22 protein-coding genes and 2 pseudogenes are annotated in these 19340 nt (G+C 69.8%); 11 read left to right on the top strand and 13 right to left on the bottom strand.

Translation table 11 applies throughout. The annotated features are described in order from the left end of the window. Positions 1-508, bottom strand: a pseudogene (locus Q9G87_RS46935) (D-alanine--D-alanine ligase family protein); the annotation flags it as partial. Positions 509-790: 282 nt separating this feature from the next. Here Q9G87_RS46935 and Q9G87_RS46930 point away from each other — a divergent pair. After that, a complete protein-coding gene (locus tag Q9G87_RS46930; RefSeq protein ID WP_305923149.1) occupies positions 791-1669 on the top strand; it encodes a helix-turn-helix transcriptional regulator in 879 nt (292 codons plus the stop codon). Positions 1670-1687: 18 nt separating this feature from the next. Here the strand turns inward: Q9G87_RS46930 and Q9G87_RS46925 are convergent, their stop codons facing one another. Both Q9G87_RS46925 and Q9G87_RS46920 read right to left on the bottom strand, forming a co-directional pair. After that, on the bottom strand, positions 1688-2788 hold the full coding sequence (locus tag Q9G87_RS46925; RefSeq protein WP_305923148.1) for a winged helix DNA-binding domain-containing protein: 1101 nt from the start codon (positions 2786-2788) through the stop codon (positions 1688-1690). A 46-nt stretch (positions 2789-2834) separates the two neighbouring features. Then, the gene (locus Q9G87_RS46920) at positions 2835-3419 is read right to left on the bottom strand and encodes a DinB family protein (RefSeq protein ID WP_305923147.1); all 585 of its coding nucleotides are present in this window, start codon (positions 3417-3419) and stop codon (positions 2835-2837) included. 98 nt (positions 3420-3517) lie between these two features. On the opposite strand from Q9G87_RS46920, the gene Q9G87_RS46915 reads away from it, so the two are divergent. Further along, entirely contained in the window at positions 3518-4504 is a 987-nt protein-coding gene (locus Q9G87_RS46915) for a helix-turn-helix transcriptional regulator (RefSeq protein WP_305923146.1), read from the top strand. 21 nt (positions 4505-4525) lie between these two features. On the opposite strand, the gene Q9G87_RS46910 is transcribed toward Q9G87_RS46915, so the two are convergent. Both Q9G87_RS46910 and Q9G87_RS46905 read right to left on the bottom strand, forming a co-directional pair. Beyond that, complete coding sequence (locus tag Q9G87_RS46910) at positions 4526-4930, bottom strand: RidA family protein (protein ID WP_305923145.1); 405 nt, start codon at positions 4928-4930, stop codon at positions 4526-4528. Positions 4931-4975: 45 nt separating this feature from the next. Continuing rightward, positions 4976-5383 carry a RidA family protein gene (locus tag Q9G87_RS46905; RefSeq protein ID WP_305923156.1) on the bottom strand — a complete coding sequence of 136 codons (408 nt, stop codon included), beginning with the start codon at positions 5381-5383 and terminating at the stop codon, positions 4976-4978. 142 nt (positions 5384-5525) lie between these two features. Here Q9G87_RS46905 and Q9G87_RS46900 point away from each other — a divergent pair. Further along, positions 5526-5810 (top strand): annotated as a pseudogene (locus Q9G87_RS46900) (winged helix-turn-helix transcriptional regulator); the annotation flags it as partial. A gap of 83 nt (positions 5811-5893) precedes the next feature. On the opposite strand, the gene Q9G87_RS46895 reads toward Q9G87_RS46900, so the two are convergent. Both Q9G87_RS46895 and Q9G87_RS46890 read right to left on the bottom strand, forming a co-directional pair. After that, the gene (locus tag Q9G87_RS46895; RefSeq protein WP_305923144.1) at positions 5894-6031 is read right to left on the bottom strand and encodes a hypothetical protein; all 138 of its coding nucleotides are present in this window, start codon (positions 6029-6031) and stop codon (positions 5894-5896) included. A 187-nt stretch (positions 6032-6218) separates the two neighbouring features. Then, complete coding sequence (locus tag Q9G87_RS46890; RefSeq protein ID WP_305923143.1) at positions 6219-7118, bottom strand: SDR family oxidoreductase; 900 nt, start codon at positions 7116-7118, stop codon at positions 6219-6221. A gap of 101 nt (positions 7119-7219) precedes the next feature. Between Q9G87_RS46890 and Q9G87_RS46885 the strand changes: the two genes are divergently transcribed. The 3 genes from Q9G87_RS46885 (at position 7220) to Q9G87_RS46875 (ending at position 9035) form a co-directional block, all read left to right on the top strand. Further along, on the top strand, positions 7220-7801 hold the full coding sequence (locus Q9G87_RS46885) for a TetR/AcrR family transcriptional regulator (protein WP_305923142.1): 582 nt from the start codon (positions 7220-7222) through the stop codon (positions 7799-7801). A gap of 26 nt (positions 7802-7827) precedes the next feature. After that, entirely contained in the window at positions 7828-8229 is a 402-nt protein-coding gene (locus tag Q9G87_RS46880) for a Rossmann-fold NAD(P)-binding domain-containing protein (protein ID WP_305923141.1), read from the top strand. A gap of 62 nt (positions 8230-8291) precedes the next feature. Beyond that, positions 8292-9035: a TetR/AcrR family transcriptional regulator gene (locus Q9G87_RS46875; RefSeq protein WP_305923140.1), complete on the top strand. Its 744-nt coding sequence runs from the start codon at positions 8292-8294 to the stop codon at positions 9033-9035. A 343-nt stretch (positions 9036-9378) separates the two neighbouring features. Here Q9G87_RS46875 and Q9G87_RS46870 read toward each other — a convergent pair whose 3' ends face one another. After that, positions 9379-10194 (bottom strand): TetR/AcrR family transcriptional regulator, encoded by an 816-nt coding sequence (locus Q9G87_RS46870; protein WP_305923139.1) that lies wholly within the window; start codon positions 10192-10194, stop codon positions 9379-9381. An 83-nt stretch (positions 10195-10277) separates the two neighbouring features. Here Q9G87_RS46870 and Q9G87_RS46865 point away from each other — a divergent pair, with 83 nt between their 5' ends. Beyond that, complete coding sequence (locus Q9G87_RS46865) at positions 10278-11081, top strand: SDR family NAD(P)-dependent oxidoreductase (protein ID WP_305923138.1); 804 nt, start codon at positions 10278-10280, stop codon at positions 11079-11081. Positions 11082-11299: 218 nt separating this feature from the next. Here Q9G87_RS46865 and Q9G87_RS46860 read toward each other — a convergent pair whose 3' ends face one another. Next, positions 11300-12184 (bottom strand): helix-turn-helix transcriptional regulator, encoded by an 885-nt coding sequence (locus tag Q9G87_RS46860; RefSeq protein WP_305923137.1) that lies wholly within the window; start codon positions 12182-12184, stop codon positions 11300-11302. 186 nt (positions 12185-12370) lie between these two features. On the opposite strand from Q9G87_RS46860, the gene Q9G87_RS46855 reads away from it, so the two are divergent. After that, positions 12371-13417, top strand: a complete 1047-nt coding sequence (locus Q9G87_RS46855; RefSeq protein ID WP_305923136.1) for an alcohol dehydrogenase — start codon at positions 12371-12373, stop codon at positions 13415-13417. A gap of 67 nt (positions 13418-13484) precedes the next feature. Here the strand turns inward: Q9G87_RS46855 and Q9G87_RS46850 are convergent, their stop codons facing one another. Both Q9G87_RS46850 and Q9G87_RS46845 read right to left on the bottom strand, forming a co-directional pair. Then, a complete protein-coding gene (locus Q9G87_RS46850) occupies positions 13485-14405 on the bottom strand; it encodes a zinc-dependent alcohol dehydrogenase (protein ID WP_305923135.1) in 921 nt (306 codons plus the stop codon). A 269-nt stretch (positions 14406-14674) separates the two neighbouring features. Then, a complete protein-coding gene (locus Q9G87_RS46845) occupies positions 14675-15163 on the bottom strand; it encodes a MarR family winged helix-turn-helix transcriptional regulator (RefSeq protein WP_305923134.1) in 489 nt (162 codons plus the stop codon). A gap of 85 nt (positions 15164-15248) precedes the next feature. Between Q9G87_RS46845 and Q9G87_RS46840 the strand changes: the two genes are divergently transcribed. Continuing rightward, complete coding sequence (locus Q9G87_RS46840; RefSeq protein ID WP_305923133.1) at positions 15249-16127, top strand: SDR family oxidoreductase; 879 nt, start codon at positions 15249-15251, stop codon at positions 16125-16127. Positions 16128-16180: 53 nt separating this feature from the next. On the opposite strand, the gene Q9G87_RS46835 is transcribed toward Q9G87_RS46840, so the two are convergent. Beyond that, complete coding sequence (locus Q9G87_RS46835; RefSeq protein WP_305923132.1) at positions 16181-16567, bottom strand: DoxX family protein; 387 nt, start codon at positions 16565-16567, stop codon at positions 16181-16183. A gap of 272 nt (positions 16568-16839) precedes the next feature. On the opposite strand from Q9G87_RS46835, the gene Q9G87_RS46830 reads away from it, so the two are divergent. Beyond that, positions 16840-17586 carry an SAM-dependent methyltransferase gene (locus Q9G87_RS46830; RefSeq protein WP_305923131.1) on the top strand — a complete coding sequence of 249 codons (747 nt, stop codon included), beginning with the start codon at positions 16840-16842 and terminating at the stop codon, positions 17584-17586. 39 nt (positions 17587-17625) lie between these two features. Here Q9G87_RS46830 and Q9G87_RS46825 read toward each other — a convergent pair whose 3' ends face one another. Further along, entirely contained in the window at positions 17626-18525 is a 900-nt protein-coding gene (locus tag Q9G87_RS46825) for a LysR family transcriptional regulator (protein WP_305923130.1), read from the bottom strand. A gap of 73 nt (positions 18526-18598) precedes the next feature. Between Q9G87_RS46825 and Q9G87_RS46820 the strand changes: the two genes are divergently transcribed. After that, positions 18599-19267, top strand: a complete 669-nt coding sequence (locus Q9G87_RS46820) for a type 1 glutamine amidotransferase domain-containing protein (RefSeq protein ID WP_305923129.1) — start codon at positions 18599-18601, stop codon at positions 19265-19267. Positions 19268-19340: the final 73 nt, after the last annotated feature.

Here is a 19340-nt window from a genome sequence, read left to right as displayed (position 1 = left end):
CCACGCCCGCGCGTAGTTCCTCCATGGAGGTGACCCGTGAGATGCCGATGGAGGAGCCCATGTTGGCCGGTTTGACGTACATCGGCCAGTCGAGCGACTTCACCAGAGCCCAGGGGTCGGTGGTGGTGCGCCATTCATGCTCGCTGAACCACACATGCGGGGTGACCGGGATGTCCTCCGCCAGGAACGCGCGCCGCATCGCGACCTTGTTCATGGCCACGGCCGAGGCCAGCACGCCGCAGCCCACGTACGGGATGCCCAGCGTCTCCAGGTGTCCCTGGACGACGCCGTCCTCGCCGAACGGCCCGTGCAGCACGGGGAAGACCACGTCCGCCAGATCGCGTCGCAGCTCCACCGGCCACCTGCCCTGCCGGTCGATGATGACGGCGACGGGCTCATACAGATCCCTCGGCAGAGCATCGAGCACGGCCTGCGCCGACTGCAGCGACACCTCATGCTCGGCGGACGGCCCACCCGCCAGCACAGCCACGCGCACCCGTTCAGTCACGAATCGATCAGCCTTTCCTCAGTGGCACGGAGACGGCGCCGCCGGCGGCGCGGTGTCCGCCGTCGCAGGACCAGCCTGCCGATTGTCGGTTCTTCGCCTGACCAGTTCCCAGACCATTCGCTGTCCAGTTCCTGACCGAAGAGCACCCGCCGCCCGCCCTCGCCGTCACGCGGTCATTGTTCGTCCACCCGTGACACCCGAACCATGACGCCTTGGCCATAGGAGCAGCAGTACCACCATCACCTCGCCTCTGATGAGCGAAGATGCGGGAGGATGGACGTCATGACGACGACACCCGGGGCCGGGCTGCGTGCGATGATTCGTACGTGGCGGGATCGGCTGCCCCCGTCGGCCGCGGCGCTGCCGGTGGGCCGGGCACGCCGCGCGGCCGGGCTGCGCCGCGAGGAGCTCGCCGAACTCGCCGGCGTGTCGGTCGACTACATCGTGCGCCTGGAGCAGGGGCGGGCCACGACCCCCTCGGCGCAGGTGGTGGCGTCTTTGGCACGCGCCCTGCAACTGTCGGCCGCCGAGCGGGATCATCTTTACCGGCTGGCCCACCTCATCCCGCCGGCGGACGGCGCGGTCTCCGATCACATCCCACCCGGTGTTCACCGTGTGCTCTCCCGGCTCGGGGACGTCGCGGTCGCCGTGTTCGCGGCGGATTGGCGGCTGATCTGGTGGAACCACAGCTGGGCTGCGCTGCTGGGCGATCCCTCCTCCTCGGCCCCGCAGCTGCGCAATTTCGCCCGCGACAGGTTCCCGGTCGATACAGGTCATGCTCGCCTCGCAGGGTGGCCTGTGACCGAGGTGGACAGGGACGCCACCGACGCCGCGGTGGTGTCCGACCTGCGCCGCGCCACCGGCCGCTTCCCCCACGACGCACGCCTGGCCGAGCTGGTCCGCGGGCTGAGCGCGGGCAACCAACGCTTCGCCGAGCTGTGGGCGAGCGGTACGGTGGCCGCGCACCGCGAGGACCACAAAACGATCGAGCATCCCTCGGTGGGGCCCGTCACAGTGGACTGTGACGTGCTGACCGACGGTGACTCCGACCTCAAGATTGTGATCATGACTGCCGTGCCCGGCAGCGAGGACGAGACCAAGCTGCGGCTCGCCGCGATCGCCGGTCCGCCGGTCACCACGAACAGCTCGCACACGCACTAGCCGGGTTGGCGGCCTTGCTCAGCGGAAAGGCACGGCGATCTGTAAGCGGTCGCTGTCGTTGCCGGACAGGAACGACGCCAGGCACTGGCCCTCCTCGGTGACGGCGGTGCGCTCGGCTCGGGTGAAGTCGCGCAGCGGGGTGACGACCACGATGTCCGCCTCGACGGTCCAGGTCGCGGCGACCCGGCCGTCCACCAGCACGACCCGCGCGCCTGCGACGGACAGGCCGCGGTGGGCGTCGTCGATGATCCGGTTGCGGTCGTGGTAGCCGAGGATCGCGTTGTCGAATGCCGGCAGGAACCGCACCGGGGCGGGTGTGCCGGGGTCGGGGCGCGGCGCGTCCGGTAGGTCGAGCAGCTCGCGGCCGCGCTCGTCGCGGAAGGTGACCAGTTCTCCGCGGACGGCGGCCACCGCGACGGGCAGTCCGGCGAGGCCGCACCAGGCACGCAGGTCGGCGGAGGCCGCGGGCCCGAATGCGGCCAGGTAGCGGCGCACCATCGCCTCGCCGACCGGGTCGGTCCCCTGCGGGTCGGGCGGGTCGATGTCACGGCTCAGCCACAGGGAGAGCGGGGTGTTGCGCACCCCGGACCGCACGCGCCACATCCCGCGTGGCGGTAGCTGCACCATCGGGACGAGGGCGGCGACCACCAGCTCGCCCAGTGCCCGCAGGCCCGGCGCCGGCCAGCGGCCGGCGAGCGCCCGGGCGATCTCGGTCATCGAGCGGGGCTCGCCGTCGGCCAGCACGGCGCGGGCCGCTGCGGCGAGCTCGTCGAGATCTATCTCGGCGAGCTCGCGGCGGTAGGTGCTCAGCACCCGCTGGCGCAACATGGTGTCGTGGCGGGACCGCCAGGCCAGGGCGTCGTCGGCGGTGAGGAGGTGGACGGTGCGGCGCATGAGGTGGGTCCGCACCACGCGCCGCCCGGTCAGCAGGTCGTCCAGCACCGCCGGGTCGAACGCGCGCAGCCGGGACCACAGTCCGGTGAACGGTTCCTGCGGCTCCTGCGCTTGCAGGCCGCACAGGTGGGCGACGGCGTCGAGAACCGGGGTGGCGGCGCGGTCGAGCAGTAGTTGCCGGGCGAGTGTCGCGCGGTTGAGCGCCTTGGCGCCGAGGACGGTCATCGGGTCACGCTGCCGCGCGCTCGTCGGCCGCCCGCCAGCAGGCCCGTCAACTCGACTTCTGCCCGTCGAGCGTCTCCCGCAGGATGTCGGCGTGCCCGGCGTGCTGGGCGGTCTCAGCGATGAGATGCGTCAGCACGCGTCGTACGCTGCGCACCACCCCCGGCTCGTTCCACGGCGCCTCCGGCAGCGGATGGGTGGCCGACAGGTCGGGGACGGCCGCGATGATCTCCGCGGTCCGGGCGGCGACCCGCTCGTAGTGCTCGAGGATGCCGGCCAGCGTCTCGCCGGGCAGCATCTGGAAGCCGTTCTGGTGATCGATCGCCCACTGCGGATACTCACGGGCGGTGCCCGCCGCGAAGTCCTCCCAGGTCACCCCCTCCGGCAGGTCGTAGCGCATGGCCGAGGGGCCCTCGACCACGAACCTCAGCCAGTCCTCCTCCATGGACGCGACGTGCTTGATCAGGCCGCCCAAGCACAGCGCGCTCACCGTCGGGCGCTCGCCGGCCTGCTCGTCGCCGAGCCCGCGCACGGTGGTGAGCAGGGCGGACCGCGCGGCCCCGAGCTGGTCGAGCAGGTCGGCCCGCTCGGTGTCGAGGGTCGGGGACGTCGCAGTGCCGGTGGTGGTGGTCATCGCCTTCAAGGTCCTTCCGGTGGTTGTTCTCGGGTACGGGAGGACGATCGCAGCTGAAGCGGCCAGGATGTGTCCTCTTCTCCAGGCACTATGGAGTCATGCCGAAGACATCAGCGCGACTGCTGGCGTTGCTCTCGCTACTCCAGGCGCGACGGGACTGGCCCGGGGCACTGCTGGCGGAGCGGTTGGAGGTCAGCCCGCGCACCGTACGCCGCGATGTCGACCGCCTGCGCGAGCTCGGCTACCCCATCGTGGCCTTCAAAGGGCCCGACGGCGGATACCGGCTCGACGCCGGCACGGAGCTGCCCCCGTTGCTGTTCGACGACGAGCAGGCCGTCGCCCTGGCCGTCGCGCTCCAGATAGCCACCACCACCGGCGCCGGGATCGAGGAAGCCGCGGCACGCGCGCTGTCCACCGTCCGGCAGGTCATGCCCGCGCGGCTGCGCCGCCGCATCGACACCCTCCAGGTCACCGCCGTCGAGCCGCCCGCGACCCGGCCCGATCCACCGGTCGACAGCAACGTGCTCGTGGCCGTCAGCGCCGCCGTCCACGCCCGCGAAGTGCTGCGCTTCGACTACACCCCCGCCTCCCCGCCAGAGGCGGACGACCACGGCGTGCGGACCCCGCCCCGCCGGGTGCAGCCCCACCACCTCGTCACCTGGGGAGGGCGCTGGTACCTCGTCGCCTGGGACCTCGACCGCGAGGACTGGCGCACCTTCCGTGCCGACCGGATCACCCCGCGCACCCCCAACGGGCCCCGCTTCACCCCGCGCGAACTGCCCGGCGGCGACGTGGCCGCCTTCGTGGCCGGCAGGTTCCGCGGCTCCCACGACTCTGGAGACTGGCCCTGCCGCGGCGAGGTGATCCTCGACCTCCCCGCCGCCGTCGTGTCCCACCACACCCGCGACGGAGTCGTCGAGGAACTCGGGCCGAACCGCTGCCGGCTCCTCCTGGGCTCCTGGTCATGGCCTGCTCTGGCCGCCGGCATCGGCAGGTTCGACGCCGACATCGAGGTCGTCGGGCCGGCCGAGCTCAAGGACGCCTTCGCGCACCTGGCCCGCCGCTACGCCAAAGCCGCGGGCTGACGCACCCGCCGACGCCAGGCCTCAATCGATGATTGCGGTGACCTCGGCCTCAATGAGGATGCCGGGCTCAAAGAGGATGTCGACCCCGATCAGCGCGAGCGGCGGCGTAGCGATATCGAACTCGCGTGCCGCCTGTTCAATGCCCGCGTTGAAGGCGTCGTACATTTCTCTCTTCCAGCCCGCGGCGTACCAGGTGAAGCGGACGACGTCGTGGAACGTCGCTCCTGCCGCGTCGAGTGCTTTGGCGACGTTGCGGTAGACCTGGGCAACCTGTCCGGCGAGGTCGCCCGGTGCCACGAGGTCGCCGTTCTCGTCCCAGGCGACTTGTCCCGCGATGTGGACCTGTCTGCTCCCCGTCGCCACCGCGACGTGGTGGTAGATCGGGACTCGGACATGCCCGTCAGGGTTGATGAGCGAAACAGCCATGAGATTTCCTGATCAGTCTTCCGTCTGGATGGGTGGGCGCTCTGTTCAGTCGAGGATCGCGATGGCTTCGATCTCGACCAGGTGGTCGGGGACGTCCAGTGCCGCAACACCGAGCAGCGTGGCCGGGGGGACCGGAGTGATCCCCAGCTTGGCGGCCGCCCGGGAGATCCCCTCCAGGAGCGAGGGCATCTTGCCGGGGGTCCAGTCGACGACGTGGACGGTCAGTTTCGCCACATCGTCGAAGGAACCGCCGACCTCGTCCAGGGCGGTGCCGATGTTGAGATAGCACTGCTCGACCTGCGCGGCGAGGTCGCCTTCGCCGACCGTGACCCCCTTGGTGTCCCAGGCGACCTGCCCGGCGATGAAGACCAGCCGCGATCCCGATGCGATCGACACCTGGCGGTAGACCTCGATTTCCGGCAATCCGCTGGGGTTCACCAAGGTGATGGCCATGCCGCGTACCTCCTTGTCCGGGTAGCTGCGGGCCCGCGTCCTGCTGAACCACGACACCCGTGCTCTCTTGTAGTTACTCAGAAACCATAGGAGAGTGTTCGCTGACGTGGAAGAACGCACTTTTTAGTGACTGGGGAACCTGATGGTGACCAAGCAGTTCAGGGGATCAGCCGACGAAGCGGACCTGAGGCGCGCGGACTCCTTGGCGCGGGAGATCTTCTCGGATGTCGCCAACAAGTGGGCCTTGCTGATCATCGAGGCTCTCGGTGAGCGCACCCTGCGCTTCAGCGAGTTGCGGAACGAGGTCGAGGGCATCAGCCACAAGATGCTCACCCAGAACCTGCGCATGCTGGAGCGCAACGGCCTGGCCGAGCGAAAGGTGCACCCCACCGTGCCGCCGCGGGTCGAGTACACCCTGACCGAGCCGGGCCAAGCCCTGCGCGCAACGGTCGACCTGATCTGCGGCTGGACCCACCAATACTTCGGTCACGTCGAGGGCGCCCGCCGGTGTCAGAGCTGCGAGGCCCCGCCGTCGGCCAGCAGCGGTGCGAGCTTTTGCACCGTGAAGTGTGGGAGCTTGGCGCTGGTGGTCAGCAGTTGGTCGTACAGCTCCTCGCTGGTCGCCTCGAACGGCGATCGCGTTGTCACCGAGCTGCTCGCGGGCGGCGTCCAGCCTGGTCCGGTCGCGGCCGGTGATCAGGACGCGCGCCTGCGTCGGCCAGAAGCCGCGGTGGTCAGGCCGAACCCATTGCTGCCTCCGGTGATCACGGCGCTCTTACCGTCGTACTTGCTCATGGTGGATCCCGCTGAGATGTGTTGCCGAAACGATGGCGGTTCAGGGTTGGTCGTAGTGGCCCGCGGCGATGTCCTCCACAAGAGTGGGGCCGGTGGGTCGCCAGCCGAGCAGGTCCTGCGTGATCTTGCTCGTAGCGACGATGTCGGCGCCCAGGAACCAGCCGACGAACGGGATCTCGTCGGCGATCTGCTCTGCCGGGGCGGACGTCGCCGGCACGCCGAGACGGCCGGCGAGTGCTTCGGCGATCCGCCGGATGGGCACGCCCTCTTCGGCGGCGGCGTGCAGGATCGTGCCTGCGGGGGCGTTCTCGAGCCCGAGCCGGACCAGGCGTGCGGCGTCGGACCGGTGGACGGCGGGCCAGCGATTGCCTCCCTCGCCGGGGTAGAGGGAGGCTCCGCGTTGCCGCGCGGCTTGGGCGACGATGGAGATGAAGCCGTGGTCGCCTTCGCCGTGGACGGTCGGGGCGAAGCGGACGGGGATGACGCGTACGCCACGGTCGGCGTAGGTCAGCGCGAGGTTCTCGGCGCCGCCGCGCGGTGAGTCCGGGCCGACGGCGGGATTGGGATCCTGCTCTGTCAACGGCCGTCCGAGGCCGGTCGCCATGGCGAGGCCGGACGCGAGCACGAACGGCCGATCGGACCCGGCGAGCGTGTCGCTGATGGTCTGGACGGCAGCCCGTTCGGCGCGGTTGGAGACCTCGATGTCGGCCCAGTCGTGCTTGTTAGCGAGGTGGACGACGCCGTCGGCCGCGTTCGCGCCTTGGCGGATCTGCTCGAGGTCGTCGAGGTCGCCGCGGTGGACGTCCGCCCCGAGTTCCTTGACGACGGATGCCGATGCCTCGGAACGGGCCAGGCCGGTCACCTCGTGACCGGCGGCGATGAGCTCGGCGACGACGGCGCGGCCGATGAATCCGGACGCTCCGGTGACGAAGACGTGCATGGTGTGCTCGCTTCCACTAAGTGATGTCAGGCGCTGACATCACTTAGCCTACTGCTGATGTCAGGCTATGTCATCACTCTCTTTCCGGTTACGATCCGGACATGGCACGTTGGGCACCTGGGGCGTCAGATCGCCTGCAGCGGGCGGCGATGGAGCTGTTCGCCGAGGACGGCTTCGAGGCGACGACCGTGGCCGGGATCGCCGAGCGGGCCGGGGTGACCGAGCGGACGTTCTTCCGGCATTTCGCGGACAAGCGCGAGGTGCTGTTCGCCGGCGAGGAGCAGCTCGAGGCGGTCTTCGTGGATGCGATCGCCGACGCGCCGCCGGACGCGTCCGTGGGCGGCCTGCTCGTCGCGGCACTCGATGCCGGGGGCGGGGCCCTGCAGGACGTGCGGGGCCGCGACTTCGCCCGCGTGCGGAACGAGATCATCACGGCGAACGAGCAGTTGCGCGAGCGCGAGCTGCTCAAGCTGGCCAAGCTCTCCCACGCCGTGACCGCCGCGCTCGTCGCACGCGGCGTCGCCGAGGAGACCGCTTGCCTGGCCGGTGAACTGGTCGTTCTGGTGTTCAAAACGGCCTTCGTCCGGTGGGTCGACGCTCCCAGTGAGACCCGTGGTCTGGTCGAACTGCAACACGAAGGACTCGCCGCGATCAGCGACCTGACACATGCCGAGATCGTGTGACCCGGCGTTGACGTTGTCGATCCCCGATGGGGACGGCGGAGCGGGCATCGCACCGCTCACCTGACACGCAGATGGCCGCCGGCGGTGTGCCGGATACGGCCTGCCTGGTACTGCCGGTCCCAACCGCCCGCCGCCTCGTTGCCGCGGGCCACACGGTCTACACCGGCAGCCGGGACACCGAGCGCGGCCGTCTGGCCGCCGAACGGCTGGGCGCGCGGACCGTACAGCTCGATGTCACCGACGACGCCTCCGCCGTCGGCACCCCGACCCACGCCTACCCCGGCGTCGCGTACCCGGCGTCGAAGACCGCGGTCAACATGATCACCGTGCAGTACGCGAAGGCGTTCCCGAACCTGCGGATCAACGCGGTGGAGCCCCACGGGAGGCTACTTCGACGCGGAGGGGCCCTTGCCCTGGTAAGCCCCTGAGCCCTGGCAGCTGATATCAGCGATACTCACATCGATCCGGTCTCGGTCGTATCATTGCATCCATGCCTAGAACAAGGGTGGACACCACCTCCGGCTCCATGCCGGAGGGGGCGGCCGGCGGGCGAGAGCTGACCCGCCAGCGGGTGATCGAGGCCGCGGCCGACCTCCTGGCGCGCGAGGGGCGCGACGCGGTCACCACCCGCGCGGTCGCAGCCGCGGCCGGGGTGCAGCCCCCGGCGATCTACCGTCACTTCGACGACATGGACGGGCTGCTGGGCGCGGTGGCCGAGCACGGCTACGCCCAGTTCCTCGAGGCCAAGCGCGCCGTCCCCGTCCCGGACGACCCGGTGGAGGATCTGCGGGCGGGCTGGGACCTCGCCGTCGAATTCGGGCTCGCCAACCCCGCGCTCTACGCGATGATGTACGGCGAGCCCCGGCGCGGCACGGACTCGGCCGCGTTCAGGACCGGCATGGAGATCCTCCTCGGGCGCATCCGCCGCCTCGCCGCCGCGGGCAGGCTACGCGTCGACGAACCGCTCGCCGCCGCGCTCATCCACGCCACGGCGCGCGGTGCCGTGCTCACCTGGCTGTCACTCCCCGAGGACCGGCGCGACCCGGCCTTGCTGACCGCCATGCGCGAGTCCATGGTCACCGCCGTCACCACAGAGAAGCCGGCCGTGCAGGACCCGGGCCCCGCCGGCGCCGCCCGGGCACTCCGCGCCGTCCTGCCCCAGCAGACAACGCTCAGCGAGGCGGAGCGGCATCTCCTCGACGAGTGGCTCGACCGCCTGGCCACCGACGGGTAAGGCCGTCATCCAGGCTGGTGGCGTCCGCGACGACACCCGCGTGCTCGTGGGCGACGCTCAGGAACGAGCCGACGACGTCCGCAAGATCGAACCTTTTGGCTCCGGGCGGGATCAGACGTGGTGACCAAATGCCTTGTGGTGAAGTCCGCCGAGTCGGAGGCTGTTCGTGGACTATTTCGTCATCGTGATGATCGCGGTGTGCGCCGTACTCGCCGGGGGTGTCGCCTTTGTGGCCACGCGTCGTGATCTACGGGGTGGAAGCAGGGCGGTGGTTCCTCTGGCCTGCGCCCTCCTTGTGGGCGCTACCTGCCTGTTTGTCCCCTATCTCCCTGTGTTCGCCTTCTTAGGTACCGTGGTGGCCTATCTGATCTTGCGGCGCCTGTTCTCGGCCAGGATCGCGCTCGCCGCCTCGGGGGTCCTTCTTCTCGGCGGGTGCTCGTTCTCCGTGCTGCTCATGATGGCCGCCCTGGAGACCATGTGATGCACCTTCGGGGCCTGCGTGCGCCACTTCGTGCCGAACGCGCGGGGGTTCGGCCGTGAGCTTCGCCAGGCCCGCGCGGGCGAAGTCGAGCACGCGGTCGACCAGGGGAAGCAGTTCTTCGGTAGTGGACTCGCGGTGGCGGGCCTCGTGGGTCATGTACAGCTCGCGCAGGCCGCCCACCACGGTGTATGCGGTCAGGCGCGGGGCGAGTGCGTTGGGCGGCAGGCCCAGGTCCTTGCCGATGGCGGCGGCGATCAGGCGTTCCAGCTCGTAGTAGCTCGCGCGGGCGCGGCCGCGGAGGTCCTCGTCCTCGGCTATCAGGGTGGCGCGCTTGGTGCGAAGGGACCAGGTCTCGCCGGGCTTGCGGCCCTGGTCGGCGTCGCGTTCGTCGAGCGCGCGCATCGTGGCGCGCATCCAATCGCCGAAGGCGTCGAGGGCGGTGCCGGGCCGGGTGTCGAGGCGGGCGGCCAATGACTCCGGGGCGAACGGGTCGTCGGCGAACAGCAGGTCTTCCTTCGTGGGGAAGTGCAGCGTGACGGTCCGCGTCGCGACGTCGGCGTGTTCGGCGATCGCCGCGATGGTCGTGTTGCGGTAGCCGTGCGACGTGAACAGCTCCAGCGCCGAAGTCTGGATCCGTTCGCGGGTCTGCCGCTTCTTCCGATCTCGCCTGCCCTCCATGCGGCAAGGATACCACGCGTACAATTAATGCAGTCCATGCTACTGTTGCTATTAAAGGTATCGATCGACGAGAGGCGAAGACGATGTCCAAGACGTGGTTCATCACCGGCACGTCGAAGGGGTTCGGCCGCGAGTGGGCGGAGGCCGCGCTCGAGCGGGGCGACCGGGTCGCCGCCACCGCACGCGACCTCGACCACCTGCGTCCCCTCGCCGAGAAGTACGGCGACGCCGTGCTGCCCCTGCGGCTCGACATCGCCGACCGCGCAGCCGTGTTCGCCGCCGTGCGGCAGGCGGCCGAGCACTTCGGCGCACTGGACGTGGTGGTCAACAACGCGGGCTACGGTCAGTTCGGCATGGTCGAGGAGCTGACCGAGTCCGAGATCCGCGCCATGATGGAGACCAACTTCTTCGGCACGCTGTGGGTGACGCAGGCGGTCGTGCCCGTGCTGCGCGCGCAGGGGCACGGCCGGATCATTCAGGTCACCAGCGAGGGCGGCGTCCGGGCGTTCCCCGGCATCGGCGCCTACCACGCGTCGAAGTGGGCGGTGGAGGGGCTGTCGGAGTCGCTGCGCAAGGAGGTCGCGCACTTCGGCATCGACGTGATCTGCCTGGAGCCTGGCCCGTACTCGACCGACTTCGGGGGCGGCAGCCTCCGCATCAGTGCCGAGCACCCGGACTACGCCGAGGTTCGCGCGGCCGCCGAAATCGCGTGGGATCTCGGCGACCCGAAGGCGACGCGCGGGCCGATCCTGGAGTTGGCCGACACCGACGACCCGCCGGCGCGGATCTTCTTCGGCAAGTCGTTCGAAGAGGTTGCGGCCGAGTACGAGGAACGGCTTGCCACATGGCGGAAGTGGCAGCCGGTCGCGCTGGCCGCATTCCGTTGATCGTGCACAGTGCATTCATGCCTGAGAAGTCGGTGAGCGTCGAAGCACCCCACGCCGGACGCCATGCATGGAGCGGGGTGCACCACGATCGCGTCGTGTGCCGCTCAGAGGCGCGCAAGTGCCGGAACCAGCACAGATCAAGCCACGTTGCTGGCCGGGACCACTTGGGCGGGAAGCGCGATCTGCTGTTGCGTCACGCGGAGCGTATCGAGGCCGACTCACCGATCAGCATGGCGGTCACCGTGCCTCCGCGGAGGGGGAGGGGCGCCCGGGGCGGCCCAGCTGCTCAGCAGCCGTAGCGCGTCGGCGGTGGGGGAGCCGGGTTCGACGTTGTAGATGCACAGCACTTGGTCAGGGTCGCCGGGGGGCTGGAAACTCTCGTAGGAGAAGTGGAGTTCCCCGACTTCGGGGTGGTGGTAGCACTTGGTGCCGTGGGTGCGGCGCAGGACGCGGTGGTCGTTCCACCAGGTGCTGAATTCGGGACAACGCAGGGTGAGCTCGCCGACGAGATCGGCGAGCCGCCGGTCGTTCGGGTAGCGGCCGGCTTCGAGGCGGAGCATGGCGACGGTCTCGGCGGCGATCTGCGCCCAGTCTCCGACGCGGTCGCGGGCGTCGGGGTCCAGGAGGTAGTAGCGGGCGAGGTTGCGCTGCGGGGCGGGGAGGGCGTCGAAGTCGGTCAGGACCTCGCGCGCCAGGCGGTTGGTGGCCAGCATGTCGGTGCGTCGGCCGACGATGAAGGCGGGGACGTGCTCCAGGGTCTGAAGCGTGAGATGCAGCCCCGGGCGGACCCGTTGCGGAGCGGACGGGGCACGGCGCGCCGGTGTGGGCCGTGCCAGCAGGTCGACGAGGTGCTCCCGCTCGGCGGGATCGAGTTGGAGGGTGCGGGCGAGGGCCTCGACGACCTCCGGGGACGGGGTGCCGGCGCGGCCCTGTTCGAGACGGGTGTAGTACTCGGTGCTCACGCCGGCGAGGCGGGCGACCTCGTCGCGGCGAAGTCCGGGCACTCGCCGGGCGCGGGCGTCCTCCGGCAGTCCTGCCCGGTCGGGGGTGATCCGGGCGCGCCGGGAGCGCAGAAAGCCGGCCAGTTCGCTCCTACGGTCCATAGCACCAGTGTGATCCGGCTGCGGGCGACGCGCCCGCAGGAGGGTGGCCCTGTCAGTACCTGCCTTCACCGTACCTGCCCGTTCAGGGCCTGCTCAGAGCGGTTGTGGAGGGTACAGGACACGTTTACTGGAAATGGGTCCGGCGCGGCCGGTTCCCTTCACCATCCACCTCCTTCGAAGGAGTTCATGATGTCCACGGAAACCTCTGCCAAGCCGCTGACCTTCCGCGCCGCCCAGGTCACCGAGGCCGGCGGTCCGTTCAGCGTGGTCGAGCGCGAGCTGCCCGAGCCACACCCGGGCCACGTCCGCCTGACGGTCGAGGCCTGTGGCGTCTGCCGTTCGGACTCGGCGTTCGTCAACGCCGCCTTCCCCCATGTGCCGTTCCCGCTGGTGACCGGGCACGAGATCGCCGGACGCATCGACGCGGTCGGTGACGGTGTCGAAGGCTGGGGTACCGGCGACCGGGTGGCCGTCGGCTGGTTCGGCGGCAACTGCGGAGCCTGCCTGGCCTGCCGCGAAGGCGACTTCATCCACTGCACGCGCATGCAGGTTCCCGGCTGGGCCTACCCGGGCGGCTACGCCGAGGCCGTGGTCGTTCCCGCGTCCGCACTGGCCCGCATCCCCGATGAGATCACCGCCGTCGAGGCCGCGCCCATGGGCTGCGCCGGGGTGACCACGTTCAACGCGTTGCGGCGCAGCCCGGCCAAGCCGGGTGACCTCGTCGCCGTGCTCGGCCTGGGCGGCCTCGGCCACCTGGGCGTGCAGTTCGCCGCCAAGCTCGGATTCGAGACCGTGTCCATTGCGCGGGGCGAGGACAAGGCCGAGGCGGCCAAGAGCTTCGGCGCCCACCACTACATCGACGGCAACGCCGGTGACGTGGCCGACCGGCTGCAGGCCCTGGGCGGCGCGAAGGTCGTGCTCGCCACCGCGGCCAGCTCCGAGGCCATGAGCGCCACCATCGACGGCCTGCGTCACAACGGCGAGCTCATCGTGCTGGGCGCCACGCCGGAACCCATCCAGGTCAGCCCGTTCCAGCTCATCGCGACCAGCAGGACCGTGCACGGCCACCCGTCCGGCACCGCATGCGATGTCGAGGAAACCCTGCACTTCGCCGCGCTGACCGGCGTCCGCCCCATGACCGAGACCCGCCCCCTGGACGAGGTCGAGGCGGCCTACAAGCGCATTCTGTCCGGCGACGCCCGCTACCGCATGGTCCTCACCACCGGCAGGTGACTGTCCGCCGGCCCGCCCTCGAGCCGCAGGCCGTCAGCGCGCTGACGGCCTGCGGCATGGCGCCTGATCAGGGCTCGATGACCACTTTGATCACACCGGCTCCGCGGTCGGCCGCGACGCGAAACGCTTCCCGTGCCTCTTCGAGCGGGAACCGGTGCGTGATGACCGTCTGCGCGATTTCGGGTTTCTTGGCCAACAGGGAGGCGACCTCCTCGACTTCGCGGACCCCTTCGTGCCTGCCGTAGGCGATGCTGGTGATGTAGGTCAGCTCCTTGACCAGGCTCTTGGTCGCCGGGATCGGCATCGTGGTCCGGTACACGCCCAAGGAGATGATCCGGCCTCCCGGTCGTGCGGCGTCCGCGGATCGATCCAGGCTCGACTCACTGCCGGCCGCATCGATCACCACGTCGTAGGTTCCGCTGGGCCGGCCGAATCCCAGTCGCTCGGCCGCGGTCAGCTGATGGCTGTGCCGGGTGTCCACATCGACGTCTAATCCTTGGTGCTGGGCCGCTGCGGCTGCCAGCAGCCCGATCGACCCCCCACCGACCACGAGAACGCGCTCTCCTGGTTGCGCCTGCGCGCGGCGCACCGCGTGCCAGGCGACGGCGCCAGGTTCGATCAAGCAGGCGTCCTTCACGTCCAGCTGCGAGGGCAGAGCCAACAACGTGTATTCCGGCACCACGACCGCTTCGGCCAGGCCGCCGTCGCGGTAAATCCCGAGGGTTCCGTGGCCGGCTTCAGTGCACCGCTGTGGGTTACCGGCGCGGCATTCCGCGCATTCCCCACCACGGATGGTCGGTTCGACGAAATAGCGGTTGCCGGTGTCGTCGACTCCGGCGAACTCGTGCCCATAGATGAATCCGGTCACGCCGGCGCCAACGAACATGACATCGGTGCCGCAGATTCCCACAGCGGCCACCGAGAGCCGGACCCCTGCTCCACCAGGCTCCTCGACCTCGACAGTGCGGATGCCGTCGTCGGTGTTCATCACAGCGCGCATTGTTCTCCTGTCCAGTTAAGTACGGCGTCTTGATCTAGGCGGGATACGCGATGCCCGGGTAGGCGTACGCTGCTGACGGTACGGCCTTCAGTCCGGCGGCGTCGCCCCTGCCCGGCCTGGCAGGCCCTGCACGTCGCCCGGAGTCGGCCGGGCTTCCCGCGGGTGCTCGCCGACCGGCGTAGGGCGCTTCCCGTTCGACCCGCCGGGCCCGGGAAGGCCCGGCGTCCCGGCCGTGGACAACGCGGATCGACGCAGTCCTAGTCCCCGGCGAGCTCCCTCGTGGCCTCGCGCCCCGCGTCGGTGACCCGCCGGAGGAAATCCGCGAGCAGCTCGAGCTCAGCCTCGCTGTAGTCAGCGCACAGGACGTCCATACGCTCGTTCATCGGCGCGAAGAGCCGGAAGAGCTCCGCGTTGCGGTCACGGTTGGCCCGGACGGTCACGGCCCGGCGGTCGGCAGCTTCCGGGTCCCGCTCGCGCGTGATCCAGCCGGCGCGTTGCAGGCGGTCGAGGATTCCGGTGAGCGTAGCGGGATGCAGGCCGGCACGGGCCGCCAGCGCGCTGGGGGTGAGCGGGCCGGACCTGTTGATCAAGTCCAAGCAGTCCCAGTCGACGTCCTTGAGATCCACCGACGTCCCGAATCGCCGGTTGAGCAGCGACAACTGAATGTTCAGGTCGCGCAGCTCCTCCTTCACCGCACTGGCCAGCCGACGCCGCTGACGCCCGCCGCCATCTGTTATGAGACTCATATTTTATCCATCACAAAGCACATGGTACGCTGTCCATACGTTACGAAACTCATATTACCTGGACAGGCGTCATGAAGGGAAGATCATGATTCTCGTTACTGGAGCAACCGGTCTCGTCGGTCGTCACCTGGTCGAGCTGCTCCTCGCCGGCGGCGTGCCGATCCGCGCGGTCACGCGCAAGCCAGATGCCACACTCCCCGCGGGAGTGGAACGAGCAGTAGGCGACCCCTCCCACCCGGAAACCATCGCCGATGCCATGAAGGGCGTTCACGCCGTGTTCGTCCACCCGCGCGCCATGGGGCAGGGCCACGACCCGAGCCTCGTCCGTGAATCCACCGGCGAATTGCTCAGGCTCGCCCAGAACTCCGGGGCGACCAAGGCCGTCGTCATGTCCGCTCTGAACGTCGACCACCCCTTCGACCAGCAGCCGTCTCGACTGCGCGGCGAATACAACAAGGAGGTGGAAGCCGCGACCGAGGAGTCCGGCCTTCAGTGGACAGCGGTCCGGCCCGGCTACTTCGCGACCAACACCGTCTCGTCCTGGGCTGCACAGATCCGTCACGGCGACGTGGTGCGCAGTGCGTACGGCGCTGCCGCATGGGCTCCTCTGCACGAGCGCGACATCGCGGCCGTGGCCGCACACGCCCTCCTGCATGACGATCTGGCCGGGCAGAAACCCGTGCTCACCGGCCCAGAGATCATGACCCAAGGCGACATGGTCAACGCCATCGGCAAGGCCGTCGGCCGACCGCTGCGTTTCGAAGAGGTCCCGCACGAGGTCGCCCGTGAGGCCATGGCGAGGGGAGGCCTCCCGGTGCACCTCCTCGACGGCTACCTCAAGCTGCAGGCCAGCTCCTACCTGCAGGCAGGTCTGGTCTCCCAGGCGACCGAGAACATCCTCGGCCGCCCCGCGCTCACCTTCGCGCAATGGGCTGCCGAGCAGGCCGGCGCCTTCTCTGCCTGACATGCCGCAGTCGGGGGCGGACGGCGCTCCCACGGCGACGGCACAGGGCGCCGTCACCCGGCGACGTTCAGCACCAGGGTGGGATCCAGGGCCAGGGTGCCCACGGCCAGTCCGAGGAACACGATCGCCAGGAAGAACTGCGGTGAGAAGTCGTAGACGCGCAGGTGGGTGTAGAGCGCGCAGACGAAGTAGAGAATGAGGCCGGCCGCGGCAGCCGTACCGATCAAGGGCACGCCGAGAAGACCGAGCGCCAGCCCGAGGGCGCCCGCGGCCTTCAGCGCGCCGATGGGGAAGACCAGCCACGATTCCGGCACTCCGGCCCGGTCGAGCGCGGGACCGAGGGTCCGCATGATCGGCTTGAGGCGGGTCATGGCGGCGAAGCCGGAAAAGGTGTTGGCGGCGATCGTCATCAGGGCGGTGGCGACGTAGGCGGTGGACATGGGAGCTCCAGGGAAATCGTCTGGTGGCGGCGTGACTCGTCGGCACCTGGTTGTTCCTCTGAGAGAGCCCTCATCTCGGGGAGTGTGACATCGCCCGCGGTGGTGTGATGTACGTCGCTCAGTGTCATAAATCCGTTTACTACGCGCTCGAGCGCGAGCTAGGGTCGCGGATCACGATCTCGTGACGGAGGAGTTGCTTTATATGTGGGTCAATCGCGTGCGTAATCTCCCCAGCTCGGTTATTCGACCATCGCACGTGAGGACTCATTCCCTTGGATCTGCCACGTAGTTTCACCATCCGGGAGAGCAGCCACCGGATTCTCGACCCGTACACGCCGGAAAAGCTCGCCACCTTGGGCGCTGCGATCGGCTTGCGCCCGGGTGCTTCCGTGCTCGATCTGTGCTGCGGTAAAGGCGAGATGCTGGCCACCTGGGCCCGCGATCACGCCATCACCGGCACCGGCGTGGACATCAGCACGGTCTTCCTCGCCGCCGCGCGCAAGCGGGCGGCCGAACTCGGCGTCGCCGGCCAGGTGACGTTCGTGCACGGCGACGCCTCCACTCACGTGGCGGCCGAGCCCGTCGACGTCGCGGCATGCGTCGGGGCGACCTGGATCGGCCAGGGCGTCGCCGGGACCGTCGCGCAACTGGAACGCAGCCTGCGGCCAGGCGGCATGATCCTCATCGGCGAGCCGTTCTGGCGCGCGGAGCCGCCCAGTCAGGAAGCCATCGAGGCGTGCCACGCGCGGACGAGGGAGGACCACGAGACGTTGCCCGGCCTCGTGACTCTGTTCGACGGCTTGGGCTACGACGTCGTCGAGATGGTCCTGGCCGATGAGGACAGCTGGGACCGGTACGTCGCCGCCCAGTGGCTGAACATCCGGACCTGGCTGGACGCCAACCCCAACGATGAGCTCGCGCCCGAGATGCGGGCCGAGTTGTCGCGCGAGCCTCTGCGCTATACGAGGTTCCAGCGGCCCCTGCTCGGCTGGGGCGTGTTCGCCATCATGAAACGCTGATGCCAGGGCCGGGCAACCGCTGTGCAGCTCGGCGCGCGTTTAGGAGAGCGGGTTCGCCCGGAAGGCTTTGAGCAGGTGGGCTTGCGTCCTGGCCACGGCGGGCCTGGACTGGGCGCCTGAGCGGACGGCGAGGTAGCCGGTGTTGATCGGCGGTTCCTCCGGGTCGGCGAGCGTGACCAGGGTGCCCACGTCCAGGTCGCCGCGGCACAGGTAGGCGGGCAGGACCGAGACGCCCATGCCTGCCTTGACCGCGCTGAGCACGCCGCGCAGGTCGGGGATGACAATCCGGGCGGCCATCGTGGGCCGCCTGCCGAACACGGTCCGCCAGTAACGCCGCACGATGGGCAGATCCTCCGCATACGCCACCAGCGGCACCCCGGCCAGCGCCCGAGAGCCGACCTCGTTCCCGGTCGCCCGCAACGCCTCCCCCAGGGATGGGGCGGCGACCAGGACGAACTCCTCGTCGTAGAGGGGATCCGCGTGGACCCCGCGCATCCGGGGGCGGATCGTGGACACCACCAGGTCCAGGCGCCCGGCGGCCAGGTCGGCGAGGAGGTCGTCGGACAGGCCGAGGGTCGTGCGGAGGCGGAGGCCGTCCCGTACCAGAGGGGCGAGCATCGGCATGACCACCTCGCACAGGAGCTCGGCGGGGCCGCCCAGATGGACGGCCTCGCCCGAGGGCAGCTCGGACCCCACCACCTCGTCCAGCGCGTCGAGTGCGGCCGCCACCCTGCGGGCCAGCTCGTCGGCCGCCGGCGTGGGCGCGACGCCGCGCGGCAGCCGGTCGAACAGCGGCCGGTCCAGCGCCGACTCCAGGGCCCTGACCTGCGCGGTCACCGCCGGCTGCGACAGGCCGAGCGTCTGCGCCGCGGCCGTGATGGAGCCGGTCCTGTGCACCGCGAGAAAGGTGCGGAGCAGGTCGAGCGAGAGATGCGACATATCACTATTCTGATGGCTCGACGCATGGCCGGTTATTTGTGGCTGATGGCCGTGGGGAGCGATGCTGTCAGGCATGAGCAAGCGCATCCTGATCGTATTGACCAGCCACGACGACCTCGGCGGCGTGGAGAAGACCGGATACTACGTGCCCGAGGCGGCGCACCCCTGGGAGATCTTCCGTAAGGCCGGATACGCGGTGGACGTCGCCAGCGTGCGCGGCGGCGAGCCGCCGCAGGACGGGTTCGACCCCGAAGACGCCGCCCAGGTGGCCTTTCTCGCCTCGCCGGAAGCACGTGACACCGCACGCCTGGCGGACGTGGACCCCTCACGTTACGACGCCGTTCTCTACGCCGGCGGCCACGGCACCATGTGGGACTTCCCCGGAGATCCCGGCGTCATCCGCCTCGGGAGGGCGGTGTACGAGCAGGGCGGCGTGGTGGCCGCCGTCTGCCACGGTCCCGCCGCGCTGGTGAACCTCACGCTGTCGGACGGCTCCTACCTGGTGGCGGGCAAGCGGGTGGCGGCCTTCACCAACGAGGAGGAAGAGCTGCGTGGCGTGGCGCACGTGGTGCCGTTCCTGCTGGCGGATGAGCTGGTGGACCGGGGCGCCCGGCACGAGCCGGGACCGAACTGGCAGGCCCAGGTCGTCGTGGACGACCGCCTCGTCACCGGCCAGAACCCCGCCAGCGCCGCCCCGCTCGCCGAGCGGGTCCTCGAGCTCCTCGCCGAACGGCGGGCGTGAGGAGAACAAACACCGCCGGATGGCGGTTGTGAACCACGGGTACGGGCTCCGACTATCGAGGAGTAGCGCTCCG

It is taken from the genome of Nonomuraea turcica (assembly GCF_030718205.1).
Taxonomy (GTDB): Bacteria; Actinomycetota; Actinomycetes; order Streptosporangiales; family Streptosporangiaceae; genus Nonomuraea.
The sequence above is the reverse complement of the archived record's forward strand: the minus strand, read 5'-3'. Positions and strand labels throughout refer to the sequence as shown.

Bases quoted from the DNA above. Each gene is read 5' to 3' on its own strand.
- Q9G87_RS46885 (WP_305923142.1), top strand. From the start codon at position 7,220: ATGGCACGTTGGGCACCTGGGGCGTCAGATCGCCTGCAGCGGGCGGCG.
- Q9G87_RS46875 (WP_305923140.1), top strand. From the start codon at position 8,292: ATGCCTAGAACAAGGGTGGACACCACCTCCGGCTCCATGCCGGAGGGG.
- Q9G87_RS46925 (WP_305923148.1), bottom strand. From the start codon at position 2,788: ATGACCGTCCTCGGCGCCAAGGCGCTCAACCGCGCGACACTCGCCCGG.
- Q9G87_RS46880 (WP_305923141.1), top strand. From the start codon at position 7,828: ATGGGGACGGCGGAGCGGGCATCGCACCGCTCACCTGACACGCAGATG.
- Q9G87_RS46825 (WP_305923130.1), bottom strand. From the start codon at position 18,525: ATGTCGCATCTCTCGCTCGACCTGCTCCGCACCTTTCTCGCGGTGCAC.
- Q9G87_RS46850 (WP_305923135.1), bottom strand. From the start codon at position 14,405: ATGAACACCGACGACGGCATCCGCACTGTCGAGGTCGAGGAGCCTGGT.
- Q9G87_RS46840 (WP_305923133.1), top strand. From the start codon at position 15,249: ATGATTCTCGTTACTGGAGCAACCGGTCTCGTCGGTCGTCACCTGGTC.
- Q9G87_RS46855 (WP_305923136.1), top strand. From the start codon at position 12,371: ATGATGTCCACGGAAACCTCTGCCAAGCCGCTGACCTTCCGCGCCGCC.
- Q9G87_RS46930 (WP_305923149.1), top strand. From the start codon at position 791: ATGACGACGACACCCGGGGCCGGGCTGCGTGCGATGATTCGTACGTGG.
- Q9G87_RS46905 (WP_305923156.1), bottom strand. From the start codon at position 5,383: ATGGCCATCACCTTGGTGAACCCCAGCGGATTGCCGGAAATCGAGGTC.
- Q9G87_RS46835 (WP_305923132.1), bottom strand. From the start codon at position 16,567: ATGTCCACCGCCTACGTCGCCACCGCCCTGATGACGATCGCCGCCAAC.
- Q9G87_RS46910 (WP_305923145.1), bottom strand. From the start codon at position 4,930: ATGGCTGTTTCGCTCATCAACCCTGACGGGCATGTCCGAGTCCCGATC.
- Q9G87_RS46920 (WP_305923147.1), bottom strand. From the start codon at position 3,419: ATGACCACCACCACCGGCACTGCGACGTCCCCGACCCTCGACACCGAG.
- Q9G87_RS46845 (WP_305923134.1), bottom strand. From the start codon at position 15,163: ATGAGTCTCATAACAGATGGCGGCGGGCGTCAGCGGCGTCGGCTGGCC.
- Q9G87_RS46890 (WP_305923143.1), bottom strand. From the start codon at position 7,118: ATGCACGTCTTCGTCACCGGAGCGTCCGGATTCATCGGCCGCGCCGTC.
- Q9G87_RS46915 (WP_305923146.1), top strand. From the start codon at position 3,518: ATGCCGAAGACATCAGCGCGACTGCTGGCGTTGCTCTCGCTACTCCAG.
- Q9G87_RS46860 (WP_305923137.1), bottom strand. From the start codon at position 12,184: ATGGACCGTAGGAGCGAACTGGCCGGCTTTCTGCGCTCCCGGCGCGCC.
- Q9G87_RS46865 (WP_305923138.1), top strand. From the start codon at position 10,278: ATGTCCAAGACGTGGTTCATCACCGGCACGTCGAAGGGGTTCGGCCGC.
- Q9G87_RS46820 (WP_305923129.1), top strand. From the start codon at position 18,599: ATGAGCAAGCGCATCCTGATCGTATTGACCAGCCACGACGACCTCGGC.
- Q9G87_RS46870 (WP_305923139.1), bottom strand. From the start codon at position 10,194: ATGGAGGGCAGGCGAGATCGGAAGAAGCGGCAGACCCGCGAACGGATC.